This is a genomic window from Paenarthrobacter sp. AT5 (assembly GCF_032764245.1).
Classification (GTDB): domain Bacteria; phylum Actinomycetota; class Actinomycetes; order Actinomycetales; family Micrococcaceae; genus Arthrobacter; species Arthrobacter ureafaciens.
This window is the reverse complement of record NZ_CP136441.1, coordinates 4,410,715-4,436,297: the sequence shown is the minus strand read 5'-3', so window position 1 is coordinate 4,436,297 and position 25,583 is coordinate 4,410,715. Positions and strand designations below refer to the sequence as shown.

The 25,583-nt window shown below is 63.0% G+C and carries 24 protein-coding genes; 16 read left to right on the top strand and 8 right to left on the bottom strand.

Annotation, left to right across the window (positions count from 1 at the left end):
• Positions 1-540: 540 nt before the first annotated feature.
• The 3 genes from RI444_RS20675 to RI444_RS20665 all read right to left on the bottom strand — a co-directional run bounded on the left by RI444_RS20675 (position 541) and on the right by RI444_RS20665 (position 2,827).
• Positions 541-1,314 (bottom strand): toll/interleukin-1 receptor domain-containing protein, encoded by a 774-nt coding sequence (locus tag RI444_RS20675; protein WP_207605380.1) that lies wholly within the window; start codon positions 1,312-1,314, stop codon positions 541-543.
• Positions 1,315-1,445: 131 nt separating this feature from the next.
• A complete protein-coding gene (locus RI444_RS20670) occupies positions 1,446-1,913 on the bottom strand; it encodes a hypothetical protein (protein WP_031216697.1) in 468 nt (155 codons plus the stop codon).
• Positions 1,914-1,918: 5 nt separating this feature from the next.
• Positions 1,919-2,827 carry a TIR domain-containing protein gene (locus RI444_RS20665; RefSeq protein WP_021472924.1) on the bottom strand — a complete coding sequence of 303 codons (909 nt, stop codon included), beginning with the start codon at positions 2,825-2,827 and terminating at the stop codon, positions 1,919-1,921.
• Between the two features lie 443 nt (positions 2,828-3,270).
• Here RI444_RS20665 and RI444_RS20660 point away from each other — a divergent pair.
• From RI444_RS20660 to RI444_RS20605, 12 genes are all read left to right on the top strand, one after another.
• A protein-coding gene (locus RI444_RS20660; RefSeq protein ID WP_156784043.1) for an IS3 family transposase occupies positions 3,271-4,418 on the top strand; the annotation gives its coding sequence in 2 pieces (ribosomal slippage) (positions 3,271-3,544 and positions 3,544-4,418; 1,149 coding nt in all).
• A gap of 829 nt (positions 4,419-5,247) precedes the next feature.
• Positions 5,248-5,703, top strand: coding sequence for a hypothetical protein (locus RI444_RS20655; protein WP_207605381.1), 456 nt, complete (start codon positions 5,248-5,250; stop codon positions 5,701-5,703).
• 97 nt (positions 5,704-5,800) lie between these two features.
• Complete coding sequence (locus tag RI444_RS20650; protein WP_207605382.1) at positions 5,801-6,649, top strand: hypothetical protein; 849 nt, start codon at positions 5,801-5,803, stop codon at positions 6,647-6,649.
• A gap of 1 nt (position 6,650) precedes the next feature.
• Positions 6,651-7,169: a hypothetical protein gene (locus RI444_RS20645; RefSeq protein WP_242703187.1), complete on the top strand. Its 519-nt coding sequence runs from the start codon at positions 6,651-6,653 to the stop codon at positions 7,167-7,169.
• Positions 7,166-8,428 carry an Ig-like domain-containing protein gene (locus RI444_RS20640; RefSeq protein WP_242703188.1) on the top strand — a complete coding sequence of 421 codons (1,263 nt, stop codon included), beginning with the start codon at positions 7,166-7,168 and terminating at the stop codon, positions 8,426-8,428. Before RI444_RS20645 ends, RI444_RS20640 begins: the two co-directional genes overlap by 4 nt.
• A gap of 174 nt (positions 8,429-8,602) precedes the next feature.
• Complete coding sequence (locus RI444_RS20635; protein WP_197521505.1) at positions 8,603-8,875, top strand: helix-turn-helix transcriptional regulator; 273 nt, start codon at positions 8,603-8,605, stop codon at positions 8,873-8,875.
• A complete protein-coding gene (locus tag RI444_RS20630) occupies positions 8,859-10,103 on the top strand; it encodes a type II toxin-antitoxin system HipA family toxin (RefSeq protein ID WP_207605383.1) in 1,245 nt (414 codons plus the stop codon). The genes RI444_RS20635 and RI444_RS20630 overlap by 17 nt, the downstream gene beginning before the upstream one ends.
• A gap of 146 nt (positions 10,104-10,249) precedes the next feature.
• Entirely contained in the window at positions 10,250-11,299 is a 1,050-nt protein-coding gene (locus RI444_RS20625; RefSeq protein ID WP_242703189.1) for an FUSC family protein, read from the top strand.
• Between the two features lie 137 nt (positions 11,300-11,436).
• On the top strand, positions 11,437-11,925 hold the full coding sequence (locus tag RI444_RS20620; RefSeq protein ID WP_021472933.1) for a MarR family winged helix-turn-helix transcriptional regulator: 489 nt from the start codon (positions 11,437-11,439) through the stop codon (positions 11,923-11,925).
• Between the two features lie 182 nt (positions 11,926-12,107).
• The gene (locus RI444_RS20615; protein WP_207605384.1) at positions 12,108-13,010 is read left to right on the top strand and encodes a serine/threonine-protein kinase; all 903 of its coding nucleotides are present in this window, start codon (positions 12,108-12,110) and stop codon (positions 13,008-13,010) included.
• Positions 13,011-13,076: 66 nt separating this feature from the next.
• Positions 13,077-13,337: a GlsB/YeaQ/YmgE family stress response membrane protein gene (locus tag RI444_RS20610; RefSeq protein ID WP_021472936.1), complete on the top strand. Its 261-nt coding sequence runs from the start codon at positions 13,077-13,079 to the stop codon at positions 13,335-13,337.
• 179 nt (positions 13,338-13,516) lie between these two features.
• Entirely contained in the window at positions 13,517-14,749 is a 1,233-nt protein-coding gene (locus tag RI444_RS20605; protein WP_207605385.1) for a hypothetical protein, read from the top strand.
• 22 nt (positions 14,750-14,771) lie between these two features.
• Here the strand turns inward: RI444_RS20605 and RI444_RS20600 are convergent, their stop codons facing one another.
• From RI444_RS20600 to RI444_RS20590, 3 genes are all read right to left on the bottom strand, one after another.
• Complete coding sequence (locus RI444_RS20600; protein WP_021472938.1) at positions 14,772-15,233, bottom strand: hypothetical protein; 462 nt, start codon at positions 15,231-15,233, stop codon at positions 14,772-14,774.
• Positions 15,230-17,632, bottom strand: a complete 2,403-nt coding sequence (locus RI444_RS20595) for a molybdopterin oxidoreductase family protein (protein ID WP_207605847.1) — start codon at positions 17,630-17,632, stop codon at positions 15,230-15,232. The genes RI444_RS20600 and RI444_RS20595 overlap by 4 nt, the downstream gene beginning before the upstream one ends.
• Before the next feature lie 186 nt (positions 17,633-17,818).
• Complete coding sequence (locus RI444_RS20590) at positions 17,819-19,105, bottom strand: DDE-type integrase/transposase/recombinase (protein WP_062095146.1); 1,287 nt, start codon at positions 19,103-19,105, stop codon at positions 17,819-17,821.
• Between the two features lie 283 nt (positions 19,106-19,388).
• Here RI444_RS20590 and RI444_RS20585 point away from each other — a divergent pair, with 283 nt between their 5' ends.
• Entirely contained in the window at positions 19,389-19,934 is a 546-nt protein-coding gene (locus tag RI444_RS20585) for an Hpt domain-containing protein (RefSeq protein ID WP_207605387.1), read from the top strand.
• Positions 19,935-19,950: 16 nt separating this feature from the next.
• On the opposite strand, the gene RI444_RS20580 is transcribed toward RI444_RS20585, so the two are convergent.
• Positions 19,951-21,219 carry an MFS transporter gene (locus RI444_RS20580; RefSeq protein ID WP_071416695.1) on the bottom strand — a complete coding sequence of 423 codons (1,269 nt, stop codon included), beginning with the start codon at positions 21,217-21,219 and terminating at the stop codon, positions 19,951-19,953.
• A 149-nt stretch (positions 21,220-21,368) separates the two neighbouring features.
• Between RI444_RS20580 and RI444_RS20575 the strand changes: the two genes are divergently transcribed.
• The 3 genes from RI444_RS20575 to RI444_RS20565 all read left to right on the top strand — a co-directional run bounded on the left by RI444_RS20575 (position 21,369) and on the right by RI444_RS20565 (position 23,663).
• Positions 21,369-22,109, top strand: a complete 741-nt coding sequence (locus RI444_RS20575; RefSeq protein ID WP_031216704.1) for an IclR family transcriptional regulator — start codon at positions 21,369-21,371, stop codon at positions 22,107-22,109.
• Between the two features lie 106 nt (positions 22,110-22,215).
• Positions 22,216-23,403, top strand: a complete 1,188-nt coding sequence (locus tag RI444_RS20570) for a 4-hydroxybenzoate 3-monooxygenase (RefSeq protein WP_207605388.1) — start codon at positions 22,216-22,218, stop codon at positions 23,401-23,403.
• Positions 23,404-23,453: 50 nt separating this feature from the next.
• Positions 23,454-23,663, top strand: a complete 210-nt coding sequence (locus tag RI444_RS20565; protein ID WP_062098494.1) for a hypothetical protein — start codon at positions 23,454-23,456, stop codon at positions 23,661-23,663.
• A 21-nt stretch (positions 23,664-23,684) separates the two neighbouring features.
• On the opposite strand, the gene RI444_RS20560 is transcribed toward RI444_RS20565, so the two are convergent.
• On the bottom strand, positions 23,685-25,553 hold the full coding sequence (locus RI444_RS20560; protein ID WP_021472944.1) for a glycoside hydrolase family 15 protein: 1,869 nt from the start codon (positions 25,551-25,553) through the stop codon (positions 23,685-23,687).
• Positions 25,554-25,583: the final 30 nt, after the last annotated feature.

Sequence of the window (25,583 nt, the reverse complement as noted above, 5' to 3'; positions counted from 1 at the left end):
CATGAAAGTGTCGAAGGTCCCAAAGGATCTCAGATTAGGTTCAATTCCGATGGACCAAACCGCGTCGCATTCAACACAGCGCTGAAAGAGATCGCCCGTCTTTACAATTCGGAATGGTTTGACCCAGTCTTGCCTGCACCTTGGGCATACGATGTCGTCCCTCATGGGGACAACAACCCTGTCGCTACATCGGTCGTCCCGCGTTCGATGAAGATCCTGTCATCTATTCCCTGGCCATCGCCGCTTCGCTTTCGCATTGCAACAACATACCTGCATGCGTGGGTCGCCCAAGGGGGCCAGCCTTCAAAGGCCAGACTCTGGCCACTATGCTCAGTGTGTCCGTTAGCCGATCCATTACCGTGCTGCTGATACTTCCACCGTTCGTTAGTAGGCCATCAGGCAATGGGCGTCGACTAGGGTTTCGCGGGTGGCCACTGCCGCTGGTTCTCCCTGTAGAAAGGCTCGAGTGCGTTCGAGGGCAGTGCCCCGCCGTATACCTGGTCATTGCTCCAGTACGTGGCGTCAAGGCGTTTCCATTGATCAGCTGTCAGAGATCCGAGAGCGACGATCCGCTTGGCGGGCTGTGCCCGCATCGATGAAGCTGGGGGCCGTGCGAAGCGACTCAAAGAGCCCTTCAGTGACGGCTGCACCCAGTTCTGGGAGCGCCGAGACCCAACTGCTGATGATGGTGGCTACCTGTGCAGGCGTTTGATTCGTGGCGCTTGGCCACTGATCTCGCCCGATAAACCCGGCCGGGTCGGTGCCGTATCGAATGGCGTAGAACGGCACTCTGCGGCCCCGTGCCCAACCAACTTCTTGCTGACACCAGGGGCTGGAATTGAACTCGGGATGGATGATGGCAACGAATGCTTGCATAGATCGGAGAGATTGCTCGATTTGGGATTGCCAGGGTTTGCTGAAAGCCATGGTGTCGTGAGCAACGAAACCGTGGATGCCGACGAGAGCGAGTTCGTCTGCAACCTCCCCTACGAACTTTTTGTGTTTGGCAGAGTGGGACAGGAAGACCCGCGCATAGTCAGGCTTCCAAACCCCATCGCCTGCAACTGATTCCACGACGTCGACCACCGCGTCGATGTCGACACCCATGACAACGGAATAGAGCTCGGTTAGTTTCTCATCAGTTACGTCCGCGATTATTTCATCCAGCGAGGGGTGATCGAACTGGCCAGTGAATGGTTGGAGTTCGAACTCACGCAGCAGAACATTGACACGGGTGGGGTCCCACTCCAGCGTTCCCAGCCCCTCAAGGAGTTGGGTTTTCATATTGAATCGGTCTTTGCGTGTCAGTGCCATGCCAACAACAGTAAACGCGGCTGTCGGGTACTTTGACAACTTGTCGGCAGGCAGCGAGGAAGCTGCGTAGCTTTCTACCTGTTGACCTCAGTAGTCCATATTTACAGCACGGTCCTCAAGATGTTTCCGGACTAGGCTGCGAACTGTGCACCGCAGATTAAACAGAACACGCGTTCTGTGGAAGCTTCGGGGACCTTGAGCGGTTCATTGGGATGGCAGGGCGGCTCGACTATGACCATGTCGTCGGGCTCAATGAGTGGATCCGGTGTCTCGATGTCTAGGCTGAATGATGAGTTCGGCTCAAATTTCATGCCCTTGATGCCCTTGAATGCGTCCGTGAGGGCGTCCTTCATTGCCTGATCGAGCGCCCCGCCGGCACTCCCGAAGCCGTACTCAAGTTGCGCCGGCGTCCACCAGGAATCGAGACCTGCGGGTACACCGCATAGCGGACAAAAGTATTGGGAGTCCGGCTCGGCGTCGTCATCGCCTTCGGCGTGGCTGAACCACTTGAACTCCTCTTCGCAGGTCGGACACTCGCGGCGCAGGAAGCCGTCGCTGTCGAGTGGCAGGCTCACGGGAACTCGGATCTCTTCATCCATCGTCATTATCCATTCAGATCGAGGAACACTTCTTGGGTTACCTGCTCGCCGCTCTCGGTACGGGCTGTAATGGAGACGTCGAAGGCGTTGTCCTGTCGCGAACCGCCCAGCATGCGCCCCGTGTTGAAGACGTCCACGGTTACAGAGCGGCCACCACCCGGGATCTTCGCGATAGGACCGACATCGGTCGAGCGCAGATCAAGGGCTGCGTTCTCGGGCACGGTCACGGCGACGTCGTAGGCGGTCTCTGTTCCTCGGTTGATCACCTGAAGCTTGTCGATGCGGTTGCCGCCCTTATTGAAGTACTTGAGGTCGAAGTCGATGACCTTCCTCGCCGAAGCGCTGCTCGGCAAGCGACGCCCGAGGGGGAGACCGTCGCCTGGTGGTGGGGGTGCGGTGAAGTCGCCCGTAGTATGCCAGTCCGTACCGTTAAGGTCGACAGCGCAGCCTGCCGTTCGGAGCCGATTCGCCAGCGCCTGACGACTGGCTGGAGAATTTGAGAGTCGGATCGCGTGGCGTCCAGCAACATCACTGAACGGACGGACTTCGCCTACTTCCACGAGCACGGTTCGTTTAGCATCCCGGCCCAGGGCCATGCCAGCTTCGAACAGCACGTTGGGGCGGGCCTGCGGTGCGGGCTGTGTTTCTTGATCGTTCTCGCCATGACCGTAGCGGGGCAGGAGATATGCCACCTCGTCGGGTGTCATAAGGACAACGACAGCAGTCGCGTGATCGAAGGCCGCATCGAGCACCTGCCCGATGTAGGGCGAGCCCTCGCCGGTAAGTTCAACGGCGGTTGTCCACTCCAGCGGCGACAAGTTGATGCTCCGCAGGAAATCAAACATCGACTTGCGGAGCATCTCGTTGCGTCCGTGCACGACGAATACGGCGCGATTGTCACTCGGGCTGTTCAATGAGGTTCTCCTCGTGCGTATCCGGCTCACCCTCGGTCAGGAGGAGCTCACCACTCACGATAGACGGTGCCTCCGACAACCGCCCGTAAGCCGGTCGATAACCGCGCCGGCGGAGCATGCCGACTTTAGGGTCGAGGCCATGTTCGTAAGACCCGCACGATGAAATGCACGGTGAAGGGGCCGTAAACGCTACACCTCGTCGACCAGAGATGAAGGCACGCATGCGGTCAGTTCCGTGTCCTGGGACTTGCCTCGGAAAGTGAACGTTTGCGGTACGTTGGTGCCGGCCCCTCGGGAGTCTATGCAGGCGAGCCCGAACCTTCGGATACAGGGGGCACACCTCTGCGGCCGGGTTAGTCATCTTGGTTGGGTCCCCGGAGAGTAGTCCAGTGTTTGTGTGAGTTTCGTGTCCGAGAATGGACACAGGAGGTAATTCACGAATCATGGCACGCAGACACACCCCGGAGCAGGTCATCGCCAAGGTCCGGCAGGGCCAAAAGATGCTCAACGATGGCCGTCCGATGGTCGAGGTCGTCAAGGAGCTCCAGGTCACCGAGGCGACTTGGTACCGCTGGCTGAACCAGTACGGGTCTGAGAAGAACGCCGAAGCGTCCAAGCGGACCAAGGAGCTGGAGAAGGAGAACGCCCGGCTCAAGCGGTTGCTGGCGGAGAAGGAACTGGCGATCGACATCCTGAACGAGGTGGCGAAGGGAAAATTCTGAGCCCCGAACCACGTCGCCGTGCCGTGCGCATGGCGGTGGAGAAGTTCGGGGCATCCGAACGCTTCGCCTGCAAGGTCTTGGGGCAGAACCGGTCCGCGTTCCGCAAAAAGAAACCCGACATGGGCTTCGAAGAGGCGCAGCTCCGCTCGGAGCTGCGTGCCATCGCAATGAAGCACCCGGCGTGGGGCTGGCGGAAGGCCCGCTGGCACCTGCTGGCCCAGCCGGCGTGGGACGGGGTAGCGCTGAACAGGAAGCGCATCCGCAGGCTCTGGCGCGACGAAGGCCTGACCTGCAAACCCAGAGCCCGGAAGAAGCGCCGCACCGGGCCCGGCGCCGGGGAACAGAAACGCCTCACAGCCCAGTATCCGATGCACGTGGTCAGCTTCGACTTCCAATCCGACGTGACCTCCTGCGGCCGGCACATCCGGTTCCTCAACGTCATCGATGAATACACCCGCACGGCGCTGGCCGTCATCCCGCGAAGGTCGTTCAAAGCCACTGACGTGGTCGCGGTGCTGGAGAACATCATCGCCGAAACCGGCACCGCACCGACATACCTCAGGTGTGACAACGGCCCCGAATTCACCGCCGCCGCACTGATCGACTGGTGCGATACCGCCGGAGTCGACACCGCCTTCATCGACCCGGGCTCACCTTGGCAGAACGGCTTCATCGAATCCTTCAACGCCCAATTCAGAAGGGAACAACTCTCCGGAGAGATCATGGACACCATGGCCGAAGCGAAGTATTTGGCCGAGGAATGGAAGACTATCTACAATCATGAACGGCCCCACGGATCCCTGGACGGCATGACGCCGAAACGCTACTGGGAAACCTGGACGCAAGAAAACCAATTAGCTATCGCATAGACGCTGGACTGCTAACGGGGGCCCAATCAATCTCACCGGAGATCAGATCCCCGCAGCGGGGCATATCAGGTCCCCACTTCGGCTATCCCTCAGGCTCCGCGGGCACCCTCCATGAGGGCCGCATCGGCTGCGGATGTAACTTCTTCGCCCGGTCCTCTCGAATCGCGACCAGTAGGGTGCCCTCATCCAGTAGCGGCTTCCCCGATGAACCAGCCTCGGCAAGGTGTTCCCCTTCCGCCCGTTCTAGCGATGTCCACAACCGGTGTGCCAGATACCGAAGGCGGGTGAATCGGTGCTTGCTGGGTTCAGGGCCGTTTGGCTACCGCCCGCCGGATCGGCTGCTTGCACGTTGAGCCCAGCGCCGCATTCCTCGAACACCAGCGCAGTTTTGGCTCAAGGCTCGCACAATGTTGGCGCAGTCGCGTGAGCAGTCGCCCGAAACGAGGCCGCAGGTCAGATAAATAGCCATCGCTAAAGCGCGCCCTCATCCGGCGCCCAGGCTTTTGCCCGCGCGCATGTCCCATGAATCGCGAAAATTCCCAAGATGGCAACGAATTCCGGCCATGATCAACAAGAAGCCCACGCGTCCGGCAGGGCCAAAATACCCCGCGAACCAAGTAGTCGTCAGTCAAAAAACCGAGTACTCGCCGCGCAAACCAACGTATTCCTGAACCATCGTTCAGGCGAAAAACAGGCGTACATCCGAGTGTGGCACCGCATGGGAAGCAACCTGAACTATTGGGGACATCGCTTCATCCGGGCAAAGGAACCGGATGGTGGGGGTTGCGACGCGGCTCCCCGGACTGCAGATGAACCAAGGAGCCAAATCATGCGCAAGCTTTCCAATAAGAGCCGTATCACCGCTGCCGTTGCAGGTGTTGCCCTGGTCGCCGTCGGCGGCGGTGCGGCATACGCCTACTGGACCACGACGGGCTCCGGCAACGGCACCGCCACAAACTCGGCCGGCGGGGGCACCGTGACACTCCACGCCACGTTCGACGGCGGGCTCGCGCCGGGCAACTCCGTTCCCGTGGCATACACCGCCGACAATTCCACAACGTCAAGCACCGTGGTCGGCGACCTGGCGGCGGAAGTCAGCACCAACGTCCCCGGCTGCGAAGCAGCGTGGTTCGAAGTCACAGCCGACACAGGCAACGTACGAGTGCTTGCCAAGACTACTGGCACGTCCGTCGGCGCCGGCACCCTGACCTTCAACGACAGCGCAACCGAGAACCAGGACGCCTGCAAAGGCGCAGTAGTGACGGTCAGCGTCACCAGCGAGTAGCGGCCTCAGGCCGGGGACTGACCAACGACGGCGGTCCCCGGCCAGTTGCCTGCCCCCAGTTCCGCAACACCCGGCCCGTCCGAAAAGAGCTTCTTCCATGGACCCCACGCAAGAGCGCCGCAGCCCATTCCTCCGAGGTGGAATGCCGCTCCGTGCCGTGATCCTCGCCGTGCTGGTGGCATTGGTACCTGTCACGGCCTTGGCGGCTAGCAACGGACAGTCAAACGGACAAGGCACCCCGGGCAAGGAAGCCAAGGGAATCGCGGTGACCTTGTCGCCGTCGAGCCGGAGTACGGACCAAGGGCTGGCTGTCACCTACACGGCGTCCGCCGCCTCCAAGGGAGGCTTCGCTGGTCCGGTGGCGTTCGGCGTCGTGGGCTTGCCGGCAGGAGCAACAGCCGCGTGGTCGCCGTCGTCGGTGAACCTCGTTTCCGGCAGCACCGCCCAGGCGACGCTGACCATAGCAACGGCACCCAGTACCCCGGCAGGTAAGACCGACTTCACCATCACCGGGACCGGCGGGGGGATGCAATCCACGGCATCAGCGCAGTTGAATGTTCAGGAGGTCAAGCGGAACTTCGGGGTGACCGGCACCGTCAACGGTCCGCTGTCGCCGGGTTCTTCCCAGCCGATCGAGCTGCAGATTTCCAACCCCACCGGCAAGAGCATCGCTGTGAGTAATTTGTCGGTCGCGATCAGCCAGGTGGTCCGTACCCCGCAGGCTGTGGCGGCGAACTTGCCGTGCACCACGGCGGATTACGCGCTGACCCAGTTCAGCGGCACCTATCCGTTCACGGCCCCGGCCGGCTCCAGCAGCCTCTCCGGGTTGGGCATAGCCCAAAGCAAGTGGCCGCACATCAGGATGCTGGACACCCAGCTGCTTCAGGACGGTTGCAAAGGCGCCACCCTCCACTTCACGTACTCGGGGATGGGACAGGGAAACTGACATGAACATCTCCCGCATGGACCGGATTCGTAAGGGCACGCCAGCCCGTCCAGGCAGGCTCGCCCGAACAGCAGCCGCCACCACGGCTCTCTGCCTCTTGGGCGGCGTGGGTTCGGCTTATGCCTACTGGACCGCTGCCGGTTTGGGCAGTGGATCGGCCACCAACGGCACCATGCAGACAGTCACGGTGGACGCACTCGTCCCGGGCGATACCCTGCAAAGCAGCCTCGTGCCGGGCGGATCGGCCGACGTCGTCCTCCGCATCACCAACCCGAACCCGCACGGCGTCGCTATCCACAGCGTGACCGCCAGCGGACCCATCACCGCCGACGCCGCACACCCGGGCTGCGCCCCAACAGGCGTAACGTTCACGCCGGCCCAAATGACGTCCACGGCAATCGCTGCAAACACTTCCCTACTTCTCACCCTGCCCGGTGCTGCAAGCATGAGCACGGCATCACCCTCCGCCTGCCAAGGCGCGCAATTCACCATCCCCGTCACGCTGGAGGTGCGGAAGTGAACCGGCATCGTCGTTCCGACCGAGTCAGCATGGGCGGCTGGAACCGCCTTCTCGTGGTGGCGTTGGGCATTCTTCTGGTTTCCTGGAGCGGTCCTGCGGCAAGCGCATTCTGGAGCTCGGTCAGCAGCAATGGCGCTGCGGCCAAGTCCGACGCGCTGGCGCAGGGCTCAAAGCCGTCCACCAGCGTGACCGGCACCAACGTGTCTGTCACCTGGGCGGCCAGTACGACGGCGGCAGGCAGGTCCGTGACCGGCTACAGCATTGCGCGCTACGGCGCTGCGAGCGGCGGAAACCGTGTGCCTGCCACAGGTGCGTGCGCCGGGACTGTCACGTCCCTGGCCTGTGTGGAGGCCAATGTTCCCGCAGGGACTTGGTACTACACCGTCACGCCCATGCTTGCTCTGTGGCAGGGGCAGGAGAGTGCGAGGAGCGCGGGGACGACCCCCGTCACGGACACCACGCCTCCGGCCGCGCCCACAGTGACGGCGCCCGCCTTGGTGAACTCCCTCAACGTAGGGAACGTGCCGGTCGGCGGCACGGCTGAGGCCAATTCCACCGTGACGCTCACTGTCAGTGGTGCCGGTGCCTCATCCTTCTCACAGACCATCATTGCCAATAGCGCTGGAGGCTGGACCGCTGCACCAGTGGACGTCAGCAGGTTCACGGACGGCACCATCACTTTCTCGGCCAAGGCTACGGACGCCGCCGGGAACACTGGCGGCGCAGGCACAGCGACGTCAAAGAAGAAGTCGACCCCGCCCACCGTTGCCAACGTTGAGCTGGCGAATGTCGCAGGCGGCGTTGCGGGCAAGATCGAAAAGGGAGACACGGTAACCATCACGTTCTCGGACGTCATCAATGGGAAAACCGTCTGTAACACGTGGCCGGTCACCGGGTCATTCACCGTGAACGGAAACAACCAGGTCACTGTTAACGTCAGTCCGAATAACGTCCTCAGTGTGTCACTCACCGGATGTGCCCTCAATCTGGGCAGCGTTAACCTCGGTGCCGGGTACACCTCAACAGCTCTCAGCTTTTCGGGAAGCGGCAATGGAAACGGAACAACACCGAACTTTTCGTCCATGACTTGGAGCGGTAATCGGGTAGTCATCACCTTGGGCTCCGGCGTTTCCGGTGGCAACACCGTCCAGTCAGATCCGGCGGTCTTCGCAAGCTTTACGCCGGCCGGCAACATCACCGACACTGACGGCAACCCGCTCTCCACCGCTGCGGTCACCGGAACTGCGTCCCGTTTCTAGCAGCCAAATTGCAAGCTCCCGGGCTCCCGCCCACGCCTAGCCGGAAGCAGCAAATGGATAATAGTTTACGCATAACTACCTGTTGCGGGTAAACTATTACCCATGGGACGTCGAGAACTGGGTCTTACCCGCGCGGCCGAGGACGCTATTGTCGTGCTAGGGCAGCAAATTCGGATGGCACGCGCTGCACGAGGGATGACGGCCGAACACCTCGCTGGCACAGCAGGCATTACGCGGAAAACTCTAGCGGCCATCGAGCGCGGAAGCGCTGCGAGCAGCATCGGCAACGTATTCAACGTTGCATCGATCGTTGGCGTGCCACTCTTCGGGGTCGACGACCCAAGCCAACTCATTGCGCTCCGCCGACGAGGCGAAGAACGGCTCGCGTTGCTTCCCGCACGTGTCGACAAGAAGCGAAGGGGCAACGACGATGGCCTCGACTTCTGACATCTACGTGTGGGTTTGGCTACCCAAGGCGGACACGCCGGTGCCCGCCGGCCGTCTTCGAGAGGGTGCGCCTGGCCAGTTTTTCTTCGACTACGGTCGGCGGTACTTGGAGCGACCCAACGCCGTATCCCTGGCGCCGACCCTCCCGCTATCCGAGCAAACGTTTGGGCCCACAGGGTCGATGGGACTGCCTGGTGCTCTGCGCGACGCTTCACCAGATGCGTGGGGGCGGCGCGTCGTTCAGTACCAAGTTACCGGTGACCGCGGGGACGACGCCGACACCGGTGACCTTGACGAGCGCACATATCTTTTGAACTCCGGGTCCAACCGCTTCGGCGCTATCGATTTCCAGAGATCAGTTATTGACTACGTCCCCCGTGCTGCGGCTCCCGCTCCGCTGGAAACCCTTCTGAACGCCGCAGACCTCGTCGACGCAGGGGAGGATTTGCCGTTCGAACTCGAGCGAGCTCTCCTGAGTGGTACAGCGATGGGTGGGGCACGCCCGAAGTCCGTCATCCACCAATCTGGCCGCGAATACATAGCGAAGTTCAGTGCGTCCAATGACCACTTTCCCGTGGTGGGCGCGGAGTCAGCGAGCATGTTCCTCGCCGGGAAGGCTGGGCTTAACGTTGCGCGTACTCGCGTCGAAAGCGTCCTCGGTCGGAGCGTCCTGCTAGTTGAACGATTCGACCGCACGCAGGACGGCGGTCGCATCCTTGCGGCAAGCGCCCTGACCCTGACCGGCTTGGACGAGCTACAGGCGCGCAGCGGCAGCTATGTAGAGTTTCTGGACGCTCTTCGAAACAACGGCGCGCCCGAGGGCACCGCCTCCGAACTCTTCGCACGCATCGCATTCAACATGTCAATCTCCAACTCCGACGACCATCTTCGGAACCACGCGGCGCTCTGGGATGGATCTGTGGCGAGGCTCAGCCCCGCCTATGACCTTTCACCAATGCGGCATAGCGGAGAGACGGCTTCGCAGGCCATTGCATATGACAGGAATGGGACAAAGCGGAACAACCTATCTGACCTGATCGCCGCCCGCAGCCTCTATGACCTGACCAAGGACCAAGCAAGCAGTATCGTTGCCCGAATCGAAGACGCCATTCGTGAGCACTGGGCAGAGGCTGCGGACTTCGGAAGGCTCACCAGCGCCGACAGGCGTCTCCTGTGGGGGCGTCAGTTTCTCAATCCCGGCACCCTCTATGGTTTCCGGGACCGGTGAGGTTCGTCCAAGCGCAACGTCCGTGACTACGCCCACTATCCGCCTGCCTAACGCGAGGTGACCAACCGCCCGGGCGTAACCTAGGAAGCGGACGCCAGTGCCGCCGTCGTACGTTTTTGATCCTGCGACGAAAGGCGAGCCGCTCTTTGAAGGCTGTAGCGGAAATGTTCACGATGGGCCCGTCGAACAAGGACCATCACCCGGCCATCCGTTGCGCTGTAGGCGTGTTCGTTCCCCTCATTACGCTGACGCTGCTGGGGCGGCTGGACTTGGCCGTGTTCGCGTCGTTCGGTGCGTTCACGGGCATCTATGGGCGCAATGAGCCGCATAGCGTGCGCTTCCGTAGCCAACTCCGGGCCGGAAGCTTCATGCTTTTGGTCATCCTTTTCGCCACCCTGACGGCCCGGGTCGCGCAGACTCTGGGGGTCGATGGAACCGCGTATTCGTGGCTCCTGACGGCTGCGACCACCTTGGTTGCCGGCCTCTGCTCCGTTGTGGTGGCAGCTTGGCGGCTTCGCCCCGGCGGCTCTCTCTTTCACATCTTCGCCTTCGCCGCGATTGCCTCCATCCCCGCGCAGCCGCCGCTGTGGGAAGCGATGCTTGTGGCCGTGCTGACCACGCTCCTTAGCCTGCTGATCGGCATGTCGTCCCGCATCGTCAAGAGCCATCGAACTCCTTGGAAGCGGCCGCCCCGCATCCGTCACACCGCTCTGGAACGCCGCGCGATCTGGCTCGAAGGCGGCGGCTACCTGGTGGCCGCGGGACTCGCCGGAACCATTGCCACTTTGGTAGGGGAGAAGCTCGGTTTTGGCCACAGTTACTGGGCGATGGTTGCGGCCGTCGTTCCATTGGTGGGGCACTCGACGCGCCACAGGATCAGCCGGGGTTTCCAAAGAATCGCCGGCACAGTGATCGGCCTGCTGCTGATGGCCGCCATCCTCTGGCTGAATCCGGCGCCGTGGGGGATGGTCCTGGTGATCGCCGCATGCCAGTTCGGCGCCGAACTTTTCATCGCGCGGCAGTATTTTGTGGCGCAGATCTTCGTCACGCCGTTGGCGTTGATCGCCACCCTCTTGGCTGCCCCGGTGGACCCGGGCCTGCTGCTGCGGGACCGGATCGTGGAGACAGTGATCGGCGCCGTCATTGGCGTAGCCGTCGTGGTGGCCCCGGCAGCCTGGCGGCGGTTGCGCTCGTAGCGCCACCAGATCGGCAGCACGCCTGAGGTCTGCTGGGCGCACCCGACCCGAACCTGTATGCTCGTCATTTCATAAGTTTACTTAGTAGTACCATAGTACTTAGACAGACAAGCTACTCGTCTAACGAAGGAATGGTCATGACTGCGGATGTCGTGAAGGAAGGATATTGGTACGGCAATGAAACTGTTGCCGTCGAAGTCCTGAATGCCCTGCGGGATTATCGTTCGGCTGAGGCCGCCATGCGTCGGCGAACCCGCTCCTCCATGGGCATGGGCGAAACGGATCTTCTGGCTTTGCGCTACCTCCTGGAATACGAGCGCGCGGGCAGGATGGTCGGACCCAAGGAACTCGCCACGCGGCTGGGGATCACCTCCGCCTCCATGACCAGCCTGGTGGACCGCATGGTGAAGTCGGGTCACGTCGTGCGCGAGCCCCACCCGACTGATCGTCGCGCCTTGGTACTGAGGCCGACGTCGGACTCTGACGAGGAGGTTCGCAAGACTCTCAGCGGCATGCACCGGCGAATGATGGACGTCGCGGCGTCCCTCAGTCGTGGCGAGGCCGTGGTGGTGGTCGACTTCCTGAAGCGAATGCGGGAAGCGATCGATGGGATTGACCAACATTGACCACCCGGCTGGACTTAAGTAGTAAGTACACATATAACTAGATATCCAAGATACTTATTCTAGATTGTGGGAGATGACATGACAGTCGTTGCAAGGGAGGAAGCTCCCGCAAACGAAATGTCCTGCGAAAGCGGGTTCCGGATGGACATTGAGGCCACGGATCCCGTGAACGGTGTCTCCAAATGACAGCCATCATTCCTGCAGCCGGTCCTCTGGGATCGGGCACCCTGCCGTCGAGCCTGCATCACGAAGCGATGGGCTCGAATGTGCCGGTGGCAAGCGGTCATGACAGCTTGCTGGGTGGCCGGTACAGCCTGGGACGATGGCTTGGAGGTGGCTCCGAGGCCCACGTCTACGAGGCTTTGGACGCCCGTGCAGGTTCGGTGGTGGCCGTGAAGGTCTTCCGCGAAACGGGCCGGGTCCGTGGTGGAGCTTTCGAACGCGAACTCGAAATCCACAAGCGGTTGCGGAACAAGAACATTGTGCGTCTCCGCGATTCGGGCAGTCTCATCGCCGACGGCGAGCCCCACCACTATGTGGTGATGGACTTGGTGAACGGGCAGGACCTGCGCGCCGTCCTCCGGGCAGCGCCCGCAGGCTCCGGCACGACAGCTGCTTGGATGACCGATATTGCAAACGCCCTGGCATACCTGCACCGACGCGGGATTGTGCACAACGACGTCAAGCCCGGCAACATCATGGTCCCGGGTCACGCTGGAACTGGTCCCGCCATGCTGACTGATTTCGGTGTCGCGATCAGTCCGGCACACACGGCAAGGAGTTCGTCCTCCGGGACGCCCCACTACATGAGTCCCGAAGCGGTGTGCGGAGAAGTTCCCACCGCGGCAAGTGACATCTATTCCCTGGGATTGGTGACCCTTGAGTGCCTCACGGGCACCAAGGCATTCCCGGGCCCCCCGCTGGAGTCCATGGTTGCCAGGACTCTGAGCGAACCCCGAGTTCCCGGTACGGTGCGGCGGCGCTGGTCCATGGCATTGCATGCCATGACAGACCCCGATCCGGCCGGTAGGCCGTCTGCAAAGCAAGTCGCCGGCATGTTCCGGCGGCTCCGCTGGCAGGGCTAAACCAAGGTCCTCCCAGGCGCGCACGTGGACGCCGGGAAGGACCAAAGCACTAGAGAAAGAAGAAAAATGGGAATCTTTGGATGGATCATTCTGGGCCTGATCGCCGGTGCCATTGCCAAGGCCATCAAGCCTGGCAAGCAGGGCGGCGGTATTCTTGCGACTCTCCTGCTCGGAATCGTTGGTGCCGTCCTCGGTGGATGGATCGGCAGCGTCCTGTTCAACGTGGGCATCAACGAGTTCTGGTCGCTTTCCACGTGGTTGCTCGCTATCGGCGGTGCACTGATCGTCCTCATCATCTGGGGACTGCTCACCCGCAAGCGGGCCTAGCGTCCTGAGCCTGAAGGTCCCGCGCCGTCTGTTTTCGCAGACGGGGCGGGGCCTTTTTGCATGCCCGGGGTCTTCCGGGATGGTCTCGGTCACCGGTCACAATCCGCGCGCAAGATCACGCCCCGCCCACCCGGTTTACGCTGCTTCTGAAAAGCACCTTCAAGACGCCAAGGGCAGCCATGACCTTCTCTTCAGCAGCCACCGCCGCTACGCCTCCCATTCGGAAACAGCGGAGCGAACTTTCTGCGGCCGGCACCGCTCTTGGAGCCCTCGGCATGGCCGCTGCGGTAGGCGTCTTTGCCGCCCTCCTACACCTGGTGTCGGAGGTTTCGCCCCGCAGCGGCCCGGTTTTCGAAGGGTGGTCCGGCAGCGTCGACGGTTCCCCTCTGGATGCCGTGCGCTGGTTCTTCGGCGACATGACCGAGCCACTGTTCTTCAAGTCCGATCTGGCCGCAGCAGGTCTTCTGACCGGCGCCGTCATCGCATGGTGGGCAGGCCGCCGTCGGAAACGCTGGGCAGGGGAGCTGAGCTACGGAACCGGCCTATGGCCCTGGGTCTTCGCATCTGCTGCGCTGAGCCTCGCCTTGTCCAACGCAGCCTTCGGGTGGATGCTCGACGGCGGATGGCAGCCGACGTTCGTTCCTTTCGTTTGCGTCGCACCCGCCATGGTTCTGGTGTACGGGGGCGGCTGGTGGCCGTGCCTAACCGGAGCGGTGCTCGGCGCGGCCACCACAACCCCGCTTGCCCTCCTGCTGATCCCCACAGTCTCGGCGCCGCTGGGGCTTCCGGCATTGGTGGCCAACGTCCTGGCGATGGCTGTGGGTTCTGCGGTGTCGTTCGCCGTCGCGCGGAAGCTTCCGTGGCTGGCTCCGCGAGCCGTGGAACTCCGCAGGGTGGAGCCGGCTACGCAAACCGGCCATCCGGCGTCGGGCCCTACCTGGAAGAGCGACACCTTCTGGGCCGCACGGCGCGTCCTGAAGGACTTCACTGAAACGCACTTCTTTGCCAACGAACTCGCCAGTGCAGGGGTGATCCTGGGTGTGGGCGCAGCGTTCGCCTTGAACCCGGGCCTGCCCTCCTACGGCTCGAACCTGCTTCCCGGGATCCTCTTTGCGCAGGCGCTGACGTCCGCGTTCGGAGTAGTGCTGTGGCGGGAGTGGTTCGGCGACGGCGGTTGGGCAGCTACGTACGCGTCCGTGGTGTCCGTGGCCCCGGCGGCAGTACTGGCCTTCAACGGATCATGGACGTCCATCATCGGCGGGGCGCTGCTGGGAGCCTTAGTGGCGCCGCCCGTTGCGCGCGGCATCACCACGCGACTGCCTCCCGGTTACCACCCGGTGATTGCCAACACCGCCGCCATGGCGATTTCGACGGCGGTTGCGTTGCCGGTTCTGGGGCTGCTGCCGCACTGACGGTGTTTAGGAGCGGAAGGCCTTACTCAGCCACCAGCAATGCCTGCGGCGCGGCCTGTTTCATCCGCGTCTTCAGCCAACTGATCTGTTGCTGCGTCTCCGCTTGGCATTTTTCAACCGCGCTCAGCAGTTCCTTGTCCCGGAGCGCAGAACCCGCTTGCTCAACCACCGTCCACGTTGCATCCACCAAGGTGGCCAGCAGGTACAGGTCCTGCAGGTCGCGGAGCAGCCCCACCGGCCCGCCCCTGGTCTCTGACAAGCCGTCGGCGTGGAGGCGTTCGGGTTCGTCGTCCGAACCGTCCTCGCCGTAGCGTTCCGCCAAGGGAGCCAGCAGTTCCTCGTGATGGTCGCATTGTTTTGCCAGGGTCTGGCAGAGGAAATGGACATCCGGTTCGGCCCCGTGGCCCTCGGCCACCTGCCGGAACGAATCCGCCAGCGTTTGCTCACCCTTGTGCAGCAGTCCCAGGTAGATGTTGAGGTTCACTGTTCTCCTCCTGCCGGCCGTGACGCTGTGGTTGTTGGCGCGGGGGCCGTCCCGGCGCCGTCGCGGATCTTCTCGACTCTTACTGCCGCGTTCTTGAAGACAGGCTGCTTGGAGATCGGGTCCCACTCCGTCAGGGTGAGCTCGTTGGCGGCCGAGCGGAAAGCATCGTCATCGGGCCGGTTGCCGTCGGCCCGGGGATCGTCCCAGTATCCGAAGTGGAACGGAGCAAAGATGGTTCCGGGCCGGATACCGCTGACACGCGCGGGTGCCTCCACCACGCCGCGGCGCGAGGTGACCCGGACGACGTCGCCCTCTGCAATGCGGAACCTGGCAGCGTCGTCGACGGAAAGCTCCACCCACATCCGCGGGGCCGCCGAATTCAGGGCCTTGGACCGGGCCGTCTTGGTCCGCGTGTGGAAGTGGTAGGCCGTGCGGCCGGTCGAGTACAACAGCGGATAGTCATCGTCCGGCTCTTCATGCGGGGGATGGAACATGGTGGTCTTGAGCCAGGCGCGGCCCTCGGGCTGCTTTGCTTTGTACGCTTCGGGCTCCACCTCGGCTCCGGTCAGAAGATCGTGCCCGAAGTTCTCGCAATACTCTGCATTGGAGGGGAACTGCCCGTCAGTGTAAAGGCGCTGCGTTCCCTCCGGACGCTCTTCGGTGCAGGGCCAAGGGATGCCGCTCCCGCCCCGCAGCTTGTCATAGCTCAATCCCGTGTAGTCGCACGGGCGGCCCCGCGAGCATTCCTTCCAAGCCTCGAAAGCGTCCTCGGGGCCGGTCCACGTCAGGAGGGGCTGACCGTCGAGGTTGGTGAAGCCCATCCGACGTGAGTAATCGAGGAAAATGTCCAGATCGCTGCGCGCTTCGCCCGGTGGGTCCACCGCTTTGTCCGAAAGGTGCACCACCCGGGAAGCGTTGGTGAAGGTGCCGGTCTTTTCGCCCCAGGCGGCTGCGGGAAGTACGACGTCGGCAACTTCCGCCGTCTCGGTCGGGTACAGGTCCTGCACCACCAGGAACAGTTCCGGCTTGGCCAGGATCTTACGGATCCGCTGCAATTCGGGCAGCGAAATCGCCGGGTTCGTGGCCGAGACCCACAGGAAGTTGATGGAACCCTGTTCGGCGTAGCGGAAGATCTGCATGGCGTGGGTCGGCGGTGCCCAGTGGGGGATGATCGCCGGGTCCACGTTCCAGAGGGCAGCGAGTTCGTTGATGTGGTCCGGGTTGTGCCAGTTACGGAAGCCCGGCAGGTCGCCGTCGGCCCCGCATTCCCTGTTGTTCTGCGCGGTGGGCTGGCCGTTCATCTGCAACAGCCCGGCTCCCGGGCGGCCCAGCATGCCACGCAGCAAATGGAGGTTGTTGACCTGGCAGGACGACGCCGTGGCCTGGTTGGACTGGTAGAACCCCTGCAACACCGTGGAAAGAACGCGTTCAGAGGTCCCGAAGATGCGGGCGGCCTTGCGGATGTCGTGGGCGCTGACCCCGCACACTGCGGCGGCCGCCTCGGGGGTCCATTCCTCCACCGTGGCCTTCAGGTCCTCGAAGCCCATGGTGTGCTCTTCGATGTAGGAAGGGTCGTGCCAATTGTTATGGAGTACTTCGCGGATGAGAGCGTGCATCAACGCGAGGTTGGTTCCCGGCCGGACCGCGAGGTGTACCTCTGCGTGGCGTGCGACGTCCGTATTCCGGGGGTCTACACACACCAGTTTGGGCGGGTTGGGCCCTGAGAGGCGGTCCAGGATGCGTGCCCACAGGACGGTTTGGGTTTCCGGCATGTTGTGGCCGTAGAGGAAGATCGCGTCGCAGCTGTCGATGTCCTCGTACGCGCCGGGCTGGCCATCCGCGCCGAAGGTCTCCTTGAGGGCCGAAGCTGCAGTGGCGGTGCAGAGCCGGGTGTTGCCGTCCATGTGCGGGGTGCCCACACCGGCCTTCCCGATCACTCCCAGCGCGTAGTACTCCTCGAGGAAGAGCTGGCCACTGGTATAAAAGCCATGGCTGAGCGGTCCCTTGTCCTTCAGCAGTTTCGTGCTGCGCTCGACGATCCGGTTCATGGCGGTGTCCCAGTCCGTTTCCACCAGGCGGCCGTTTTCGCGGATCAGCGGTTTGGTCAGGCGGTCCTTGTTTGCCACGCCCTGCCAGCTCGCGAAGAGTCCCTTCGGCCCCAGCCTGCCCTTGTTGATCACGTCCGCTTCCCGGCCGCGGATGCCCACCATAACGCCGTCCTTGACGGCAATATCGCAACCGCAGCCGTTGCTGCACAGGACGCACGCAGACTGGACCCAACGGTCCACGTCCCCTTCTTCAACACCTTCCATCAGGGCGTAGTCCACCCGGGTGGGCCATTGCCCGTCCCTCTCATAGGGAGTCCTGGCACCCCAGATGTCCTTGATCCGGTCCTTCATGGGGGCCGCAGCATCCCCACTGTTTGGCTGTTCCATGCCTACAGGATTATCAGCATGCTTATGTTCCGTCCAGATGCCCGGCCCGCCGGCCCAACTAGGTCGCATTTGTGCGCGTTTTCAGTGCTTGTCATGTCTCATGACCTTGTAGACACTTCATGTCTCATGACTTCGTGGACGGTTGTTGTCTCACGACTGTGTGGACACTTCGTCTTGGGACTTTGTTTGTCGGCCTCTGCGGGGCGGGTACTTTGTTCGTTTCTTGCGGGTGCCTTGTGGGTCTGCGACGACTCCTGAGGGTTTTCCGTTGCCGACGTAGGTGGTTCCGTGCGGAGGTCTGGGGTGAGTGATGATCTCGGTGCCTTGTGCTCCGAAGAACATGATGGTGGTGTCGTCGTAGATGATGTGCACGGTGGTGCCGGTGTGTTCTTTGCCCATTTTGAAGTGGGTTCCTAGGATCGTCACGGACCCGTTCCGGTTCACTGTTCGGTGCGCGCTTTGCCTGTCCGTTGCGGGCGTGACTTGCTCAGGAACGGTTGGCGGGGGCGTTTTCGGGGTGGCGTTCCAGGCCTCATAGGGCGTCGTTCCCGCGGGTAGGCCTTGATGTTCGCGTTCGTTGTTGTAGTAGAGATCGAAAGCGTCGACCTGCAGTTGCAGGGCAGCCATTGAAGGGGCCGGGAGTTGCCTGTGCAGGTATCGGTGCAGGGTTTGGTGGAAGCGTTCGTTCTTGCCTTGGGTGGTGGGTTTGTAGGGTTTGCCCGTTATCGGTTCGATGCCTTTGGCTTTGAGGAACTCCACGAGGGCCCCGGTGCGGCCGCGGCGGGTGGGATTCAGTGCCGAGCCGTTGTCGGAAAGGAACTTCTGCGGTGCTCCGTGGCGTTCGATGGCCTGGGTAACGACGGCGATTGCGGCGGCGCTGGTTTCGCCGGGTGCGACCAGGGACGCCAGCGCCAAACGCGAATGATCATCGATGAGTTGGAAGATGGCTACCTTCTTGCCGCTGGCGAGCTGCCATTCGGTCGAGTCGATTTGCCAGCACGCGTTGGGTTGCGGATAGACGAACCTTTTGTAGGCGCTTCGAGGCTTCTTCCGCGGTTCGGGCATCACGACACCGGCCCGGGAAAAGATCCTGGCCACGGTGGCACGCGAGGGCGGTGTGAAGCCTTGTCGTGAGAGCTTCGCGATGACAGAAAGCGGACCGTGGTCCTGCCCGCTCTCCTGCAGTTCCGCCCGGGTACCGAGCAGCAACTCGATCATCGCCTGTGGGGTCAGGGCCGGCATGGTTCTTGGAATCGTGGGCTTTTTCTCCAATGCCTTCACCGGCCCCACCTCGGCAGCCGCCGCCCGGACCCGGTAGAACCAGGCCCGGGAGACATTGTGCTTCCTGCAGAACGCAGTAACCGCGCCTCTGGGCGAATCCTCGGACCACGTTGCCACAGCATGCCGGATCTTGATGTCCGGTTGGGGTTTGCTCATGCAGAGCAGCAAACCCGCAAGCTAAGTGTCCACGATGTCCTGAGACAGAGTGTCTACGAAGTCATGAGACAGAACTGTCTATTAAGTCATGAGACTCCACACGCGTTTTCAGTGCTGAAAACGCGCACAAATGCGACCTGGTTGGGTGCCGGGGCGGGGGTGGGTGAGGGGAGGGACGGGATTTCCTGAGCCAGACTTGAGCAATTCCTCAGGAAAGCCTGAGCAGCCTGACCCACACTCATAAAGAGGCGGTTATCGACGCCACGGAAGGAGGGGCGGGACCATGAGCAACAGCATGAGTGGAACCGCCCCCGATGGCAACGGTTCCCATCCGCCCCTGAATGCCGCTGTGATGCAGCCCGCAGCGGCATTGCAACTTCCCTCTGGAACGCTTGAATCCGGCCCGGCGCATCTTCACATGGGCACGCTGCGGGCGCTGGCTGAAGAACTGGGCGACGCCGCTCACGTGCTGCGCTTCCTCTCCACCTACCTGTCCATGCTGCCAACGCGGATGGGACGGATCGACGTGGGACTGGCCGCAGCCGAGGCCGAGCCCAGCCTCGAAGCGGTCCTGAGTCTGAAGATTTCCTCGTCGATGGTGGGCGCCCGCGTCACCGAACGCCATTGCACGGCCATGGAAAAGATGATCCGCAGAGACCGCCTGAGCGACGCGATCCAAGCCCTTCCAGCCCTCCGGCGGGTGACCGATCAGTGCTATGCCGCACGCCCGCACCTGCTGGACAGGGCTGCCGAAGCGTTGCTCGCCGCGGCGGTCCATAAAGCACAGGCCCCGCGAACCCTCTGGGATTCGGGTTCGCGGGGCCTGTAAGTCTCCGTGCCGGCGGCTACCGTTCTCCCGCCGGCACGGCTTTCTTGTCCGCGTGGATGTGCGTGGGGACAACAAGCAGTGCTACGAGGGCAAGGAGGCCCGCCGCGGCGAACACGTAGAATCCGGCAGGGTACGCGATATTGGCGGCTACCAGGGTGCCGGTCACGGCCGGGCCAACAATGGCACCCAGGCGGCCAACGCCCGCGGCGAACCCGAGGCCCGTGCCGCGGAGGTGGGCCGGGAACAGCTGGCTCACCCACGCATAGACCAGTACCTGCGAACTGAAGACGAACACGCCGGTAACGAACACGGCTGCATTGAGCAGGAATTCGTTCTGGATCTTGACGCTCAGGATGGCCAGCAGAACACCGGACAAGCCGAACCACAGCAGCACGATCCGCTTTGTCCCATGCTTGTCAGCCAGGACACCTGCCAGGAACAGCCCGGCAACGGCCCCAAGGTTCAGCACAAGCAGCAGCGTCAGGCCGGTGCTGACCGGATAGCCGGCTGCGGCCATCAGCTGCGGCAGCCATGTGTTGAGGCCGTAAACCAGCAGCAGTCCCATGAACGACGCGATCCCGATTCCCACGGCGACCACGGGGTAGGGCTTGCGCAGAAGGTCGCGAAAGCCGGTCTTGGGCTCTTCGGTTGAACGCCCGACGGCGGCAGGGGCCTTGGCAGCGTCAGCGGACGGAGCGGGGGCTGCTTGGGGGAGGGATTCGGGCAGCTTGGCCCACAGGAACGGCAGCAGTACCAGGCCGGCCGCACCGCCAATGATGAACATGAGGCGCCAGTTGGGAATGATGAGGATGGCCAGCAAGGCAGTGGCCACGGCGCCCACGTGGTAGCCGGTCATGGTGCGCGTGGTGGACTTGCCCGCTGACCCCGCCGGGGCGTAGTCGTTCATGTAGGCCAAGGCTGCGGGGAGGCAGGCTCCCAGGCCCAGCCCTGCCAGGAGGCGAAGGACGGAGAACACGGCCACGTTGGGGGCGAACGCGACGGCCAAGGTGAAGAGGGAGAAACCTGCCACGCAAGCGATCAGTAGTTTGCGGCGCCCGAACTTGTCCGAGAGCGGGGCAATGAAGAGCGCACCCAGGCCCACGCCGACCAGGGAGATGGTGGCTGCGAATGTGGCGCCAACAGCGTCGAAGCCGAGCTCGCCGGTCTTGATGAGCGTGGGAATGACCGTGCCCAGGACCACGAGGTCGAATCCGTCCAGGACCATGGCGAGCCAACAGAGCCACACAGGCCATTGTGAGCGGCGGGCAGATGTCATCGTCGGCATAGCGTCCTCGGTACATGATGGGTCGGATCCCGACCGTCAGAATGATCGGTTGGTTATGAGATTTGTATCACCGGGAGCTGTTACGTGACGCACGTTTTACCATTGAATGGAAGGCAGCCATGGCGGATGCCGCTGACCTTGGGAGGAAAATGGCCAACTCGGCGTCGGGCGATTCGGTGGTGGACCGCGTGGTCCGGGTCATCGCTGCCTTCCCTGAAGGAGTCACGACGCTCCAGCTGGCGGAGGTGGCGGAGCGGGCTTCCTTGCCTCTGTCAACGGCGCACCGGCTGGTCCGGCAACTGTCCGATCATGGCCTGTTGGACCTGGGCCCCGGCGGAACAGTCCGCTTGGGGTTGAGGCTGTGGGAGCTGGTGAACCGCAATTCGCCAACCCTCGCGCTGCGTCAGGCGGCGATGCCTTTCATGGAGGACATTCAGCAGGTCCTGAACCAGAACGTGAACCTGGCTGTGCTGGAAGGGTGGGAGGCACTCTTTGTTGAGCGCCTGTCCAGGCGTGGCTCGGTAACGAACAGGGCGCAGGTCGCCGGCCGCATGCCGGTCCATATTTCCTCGGCGGGCCTCGCTTTGATGGCCCACCAGCCCCGCGAACTGCAGGCGGAGTACCTCCGCCACTTCGAGGACCCCTCCGGAAAGGTGACTTCCGACGTCGTGCGTCACCTTCTGGCGGAAAGCGCCAGGCAAGGCTATGCCCAACTCGCGGGCGTCGTTGATCCGGACACGTGGGGAATCGCGGTCCCCGTGATGAACGGCAAGCGCCGGGCCGTCGCTGCTTTGGGCGTGGTGGTGCCCCTTGCGGAGGTGCGCCTCCAAGCGCTGGTGCCGGCACTTCAGACGGCGGCCCGGGGCATCAGCCGGCGCCTTGACGAGTGAGGATATTCCGTTCAACGGAATTCGTGTAACGCCTGTCACCCGCCCCGGTCCACACTGAGGGGAGTCTCACCCGGGATCGCCGGGACCGCAACGGAGCGAGGAAATCATGGCACGCACCACCATCACCACCCAAGTCGCCATCATGGGCGCCGGACCCGCAGGGCTCATGCTCTCCCACCTGCTGGCGAAGCAGGGCATCGAATCGGTAGTGGTGGAGATCCGCAGCCGCAAGGACATCGAGGAAACGGTACGCGCCGGAATCCTGGAGCACGGCACCGTCAACCTGTTGGTTGACTCCGGAGTGTCAGATCGGGTGCTGCGCGAGGGTGATCGCCACGACGGCATTGAGTTGCGCTTCAACGGCGAAAGCCACCGGATCAACTTCAAGGAGCTTGTTGGCGAGTCGGTGTGGCTCTACCCGCAGACCGACGTCTTCATGGACCTCGCTGCCCGCCGTGAGGCCGACGGCGGCGACGTCCGGTACAGCGTCACGGACACCTCCGTGTCCGACCTCGAGGGCAGGCCGAAAGTCTGGTTCACCGATTCGGATGGCCAGGAGTTCGAAATCCAGGCTGACTTCCTGGTGGGTGCCGACGGCTCGCGCAGCCACTGCCGCTTCCAGATCCCGGAGGCCAACCGCAAATGGTTCTTCCACGAGTACCCTTTTGCGTGGTTCGGAATTCTTGCCGAAGCCCCGCGCAGCTCGGACGAGCTTATCTATGCCAACTCGGAGCACGGATTCGCGCTCATCTCGCAGCGCACGGAAACCGTCCAGCGCATGTACTTCCAGTGCGACCCCAAAGAAAACGTGGCCGACTGGGACGACGAACGCATCTGGTCCGAATTCCGAAAGCGCGTCAACGGCAACGGCTTTGAGCTCAAGGAAGGCCCTGTCCTGGACAAGATGGTCCTGCCTTTCCGCAGCTTCGTGCACACCCCCATGCGCTACGGCAACCTGTTCCTGGCCGGCGATGCCGCGCACACCGTTCCGCCGACCGGTGCCAAGGGACTCAACCTGGCCATCAACGACGTCAAGGTGCTCTTTGAAGGCCTCGATTCCTTCTACTCGAAGGGTTCTTCGGTACTGCTGGATTCCTACAGCGACCGAGCGCTGGACAGGGTTTGGAAGGCCCAGCACTTCTCCTACTGGATGACCTCGATGCTGCACACCGTCCCTGGCGCCGACGACTTTGATCGTGCCCGCCAGCTTGGTGAACTCCGCTCGGTGGTCTCCTCCGAACACGGAAAGGCATACCTCGCCGAGTCCTACACGGGGTGGCCGGAAGTCCGCTAGGCCCGGTACCCGTGGTGTCGCTGCGGGGCTGACAGTGGGACGATGTCCCTATGGATGACCAGGAGAAGTCCCGCCCCGCCGCACCTTCGGAGGAACGCGGCTACGGTACTGGTGACGACGTCGGTTCGCCCACCACCCAGCAGATGCGGGCCGTCGGCCAGCGCCGGCGTGATGCGGAGCGGAAGCTGGATCAGCACCTTGAGGAGGCCAGGCACAAGGCCGAACTCCCGGACCCCGACGAGCAGAAGACCGAGAGCTGACGCTGCGCCATCAGTGAGGAGCTACTTCTTTCCCTTGGACGGTTCCGGGTTCTTGGGCATTGACTCCTGCTGGCCGTGCTTCCGTTCCGTGAACGGAGTGTCGCTGTCGTGGGCCTGGCCATGGTGTAGTTGCAGGGCCGAGTGGATGAGCGGGAAGTGGCTGAACGCTTGCGGGGTGTTTCCCAAATGCCGCTGGGTCCGCGGGTCCCATTCTTCGCTCAGCAGGCCGACGTCGTTGCGCAGGTCCAGGAGCCGTTCGAACATCTGCGTTGCCTCGTCCTTCCGATCGATGCCCAGCAAGGCATCCACCATCCAGAACGAGCACGCCAGGAACACGCCTTCGTGGCCTTCCAAACCGTCGTGCCCGGATTCTGTCCTGTAGCGCAGCACCAGGCCGTCCTCGGTGAGCCGTTCCTGGATCGCCTTCACAGTGCCCGCGACCCGGGGGTGGTTGTGCGGCAGGAACCCCACGCGGGGAATGAGAAGCAGGCTCGCGTCCAGTTCCGTGCTGCCGTAAGACTGCACGAACGTGTTCAGCTCCTGATTGAAGCCATCGGTCATGACTTCCTTGTGGATGGTGGACCTGAGCGCAGCCCAGCGGTCAGCGGGTCCGGGCAGCCCGGACTTCCTGACGCCCTTGACCATGCGGTCGGCGGCCACCCATGCCATGACCTTCGAATGCGTGAAGTGGCGGCGCGGGCCCCGCATCTCCCATAACCCGTTATCCGGCTGGTCCCAGGCTCCTTCGAGGAATTCCATCAAAGCGATCTGGATATCCCAGGAGCTGTCCCCCGATCCCGCCGGGGAGGCTGCCCTGGTGAGGGCCAGGCCATCCAGGACCTCGCCCCAGACGTCCAGCTGCAGCTGCGGTGCCGCGGCATTGCCGATGCGAACGGGGGCTGAACCTTCGTAACCGGGCAGCCAAGGCAGGTCGAATTCGGGAAGCCGCCTGGCGCCGTCGAGCCCGTAGACAATCTGGAGGTCGGCCGGGTCCCCGGCCACCGCGCGGAGCAGCCAGTCCCGCCATGCTGCCGCTTCTTCCGTGTACCCGGCGGCCAGCAGTGACTGCAACGTCAGGGAAGCGTCGCGCAGCCAGCAGTAGCGGTAGTCCCAGTTCCGGGAGCCGCCCAGCTGTTCGGGAAGGGACGTGGTTGCAGCGGCCACGATCCCGCCCGTCGGTGCATAAGTGAGTGCTTTCAAGGTAATCAGCGAGCGCTCCACTGGTTCCTTGTATTTGCCCGTGATCTCGCTCCGGTCGATCCAGTCGCGCCAGAACGAACAGGTGGTGTCCAGGGCCCGGGAGGGATTGATCCGGCGGGGCTCGGGTTCGTGGCTTGGCGCCCACCGCAGCACAAAAGGAATCCGTTCCCCGGCCCGGACGGTGAACTCGCTGACGGTTCGCTTGTCGTGGCCTCGAAGCGGGGCATGCGTGGTGAGGTAGGCCGAATCCGGACCCGCTACGGCGCTGATTCCCTGGCCATGCCTCCGCACCCACGGCACCACGCGTCCGTAGTCGAAGCGGAGCACGAGTTCCATGGTCATGGCCACTTCGCCGCTGAGGCCCTCGACAATCCGGACCAGGTCCACGGCGTCGTCGCGCACCGGCATGAAGTCCGTGACCCGGACGCTGCCGCCGTCCACATCCCATTCCGTTTCCAGGATCAGCGTGTCTTCGCGGTACCGGCGGCGCGTGCAGTTGCCGTCACTGCCTGGGGCCGGGTTGGCGGGGGCCAGGAGCCACCGGCCGGCGTCACTGTCCGCCAGCAGAGCGGCGAAGCAGGCCGGCGAGTCGAACCGGGGCAGGCACATCCAATCGATGGAGCCGTTGCGGCCCACCAAGGCGGCCGTATGGAGGTCTCCGATCAGTGCGTAATCCTCGATCTTCGGCATAGGGCGGCTCCTTGCTTTCCCGGGGACAGG

Coding starts and splice junctions, on each gene's coding strand:
- RI444_RS20675 (WP_207605380.1), bottom strand. CDS start 1,314: ATGGCACTGACACGCAAAGACCGATTCAATATGAAAACCCAACTCCTT.
- RI444_RS20670 (WP_031216697.1), bottom strand. CDS start 1,913: ATGGATGAAGAGATCCGAGTTCCCGTGAGCCTGCCACTCGACAGCGAC.
- RI444_RS20655 (WP_207605381.1), top strand. CDS start 5,248: ATGCGCAAGCTTTCCAATAAGAGCCGTATCACCGCTGCCGTTGCAGGT.
- RI444_RS20650 (WP_207605382.1), top strand. CDS start 5,801: ATGGACCCCACGCAAGAGCGCCGCAGCCCATTCCTCCGAGGTGGAATG.
- RI444_RS20645 (WP_242703187.1), top strand. CDS start 6,651: ATGAACATCTCCCGCATGGACCGGATTCGTAAGGGCACGCCAGCCCGT.
- RI444_RS20635 (WP_197521505.1), top strand. CDS start 8,603: ATGGCACGCGCTGCACGAGGGATGACGGCCGAACACCTCGCTGGCACA.
- RI444_RS20630 (WP_207605383.1), top strand. CDS start 8,859: ATGGCCTCGACTTCTGACATCTACGTGTGGGTTTGGCTACCCAAGGCG.
- RI444_RS20620 (WP_021472933.1), top strand. CDS start 11,437: ATGACTGCGGATGTCGTGAAGGAAGGATATTGGTACGGCAATGAAACT.
- RI444_RS20615 (WP_207605384.1), top strand. CDS start 12,108: ATGACAGCCATCATTCCTGCAGCCGGTCCTCTGGGATCGGGCACCCTG.
- RI444_RS20610 (WP_021472936.1), top strand. CDS start 13,077: ATGGGAATCTTTGGATGGATCATTCTGGGCCTGATCGCCGGTGCCATT.
- RI444_RS20605 (WP_207605385.1), top strand. CDS start 13,517: ATGACCTTCTCTTCAGCAGCCACCGCCGCTACGCCTCCCATTCGGAAA.
- RI444_RS20595 (WP_207605847.1), bottom strand. CDS start 17,632: ATGAAGGACCGGATCAAGGACATCTGGGGTGCCAGGACTCCCTATGAG.
- RI444_RS20590 (WP_062095146.1), bottom strand. CDS start 19,105: ATGAGCAAACCCCAACCGGACATCAAGATCCGGCATGCTGTGGCAACG.
- RI444_RS20585 (WP_207605387.1), top strand. CDS start 19,389: ATGAGCAACAGCATGAGTGGAACCGCCCCCGATGGCAACGGTTCCCAT.
- RI444_RS20580 (WP_071416695.1), bottom strand. CDS start 21,219: ATGCCGACGATGACATCTGCCCGCCGCTCACAATGGCCTGTGTGGCTC.
- RI444_RS20575 (WP_031216704.1), top strand. CDS start 21,369: ATGGCCAACTCGGCGTCGGGCGATTCGGTGGTGGACCGCGTGGTCCGG.
- RI444_RS20570 (WP_207605388.1), top strand. CDS start 22,216: ATGGCACGCACCACCATCACCACCCAAGTCGCCATCATGGGCGCCGGA.
- RI444_RS20565 (WP_062098494.1), top strand. CDS start 23,454: ATGGATGACCAGGAGAAGTCCCGCCCCGCCGCACCTTCGGAGGAACGC.
- RI444_RS20560 (WP_021472944.1), bottom strand. CDS start 25,553: ATGCCGAAGATCGAGGATTACGCACTGATCGGAGACCTCCATACGGCC.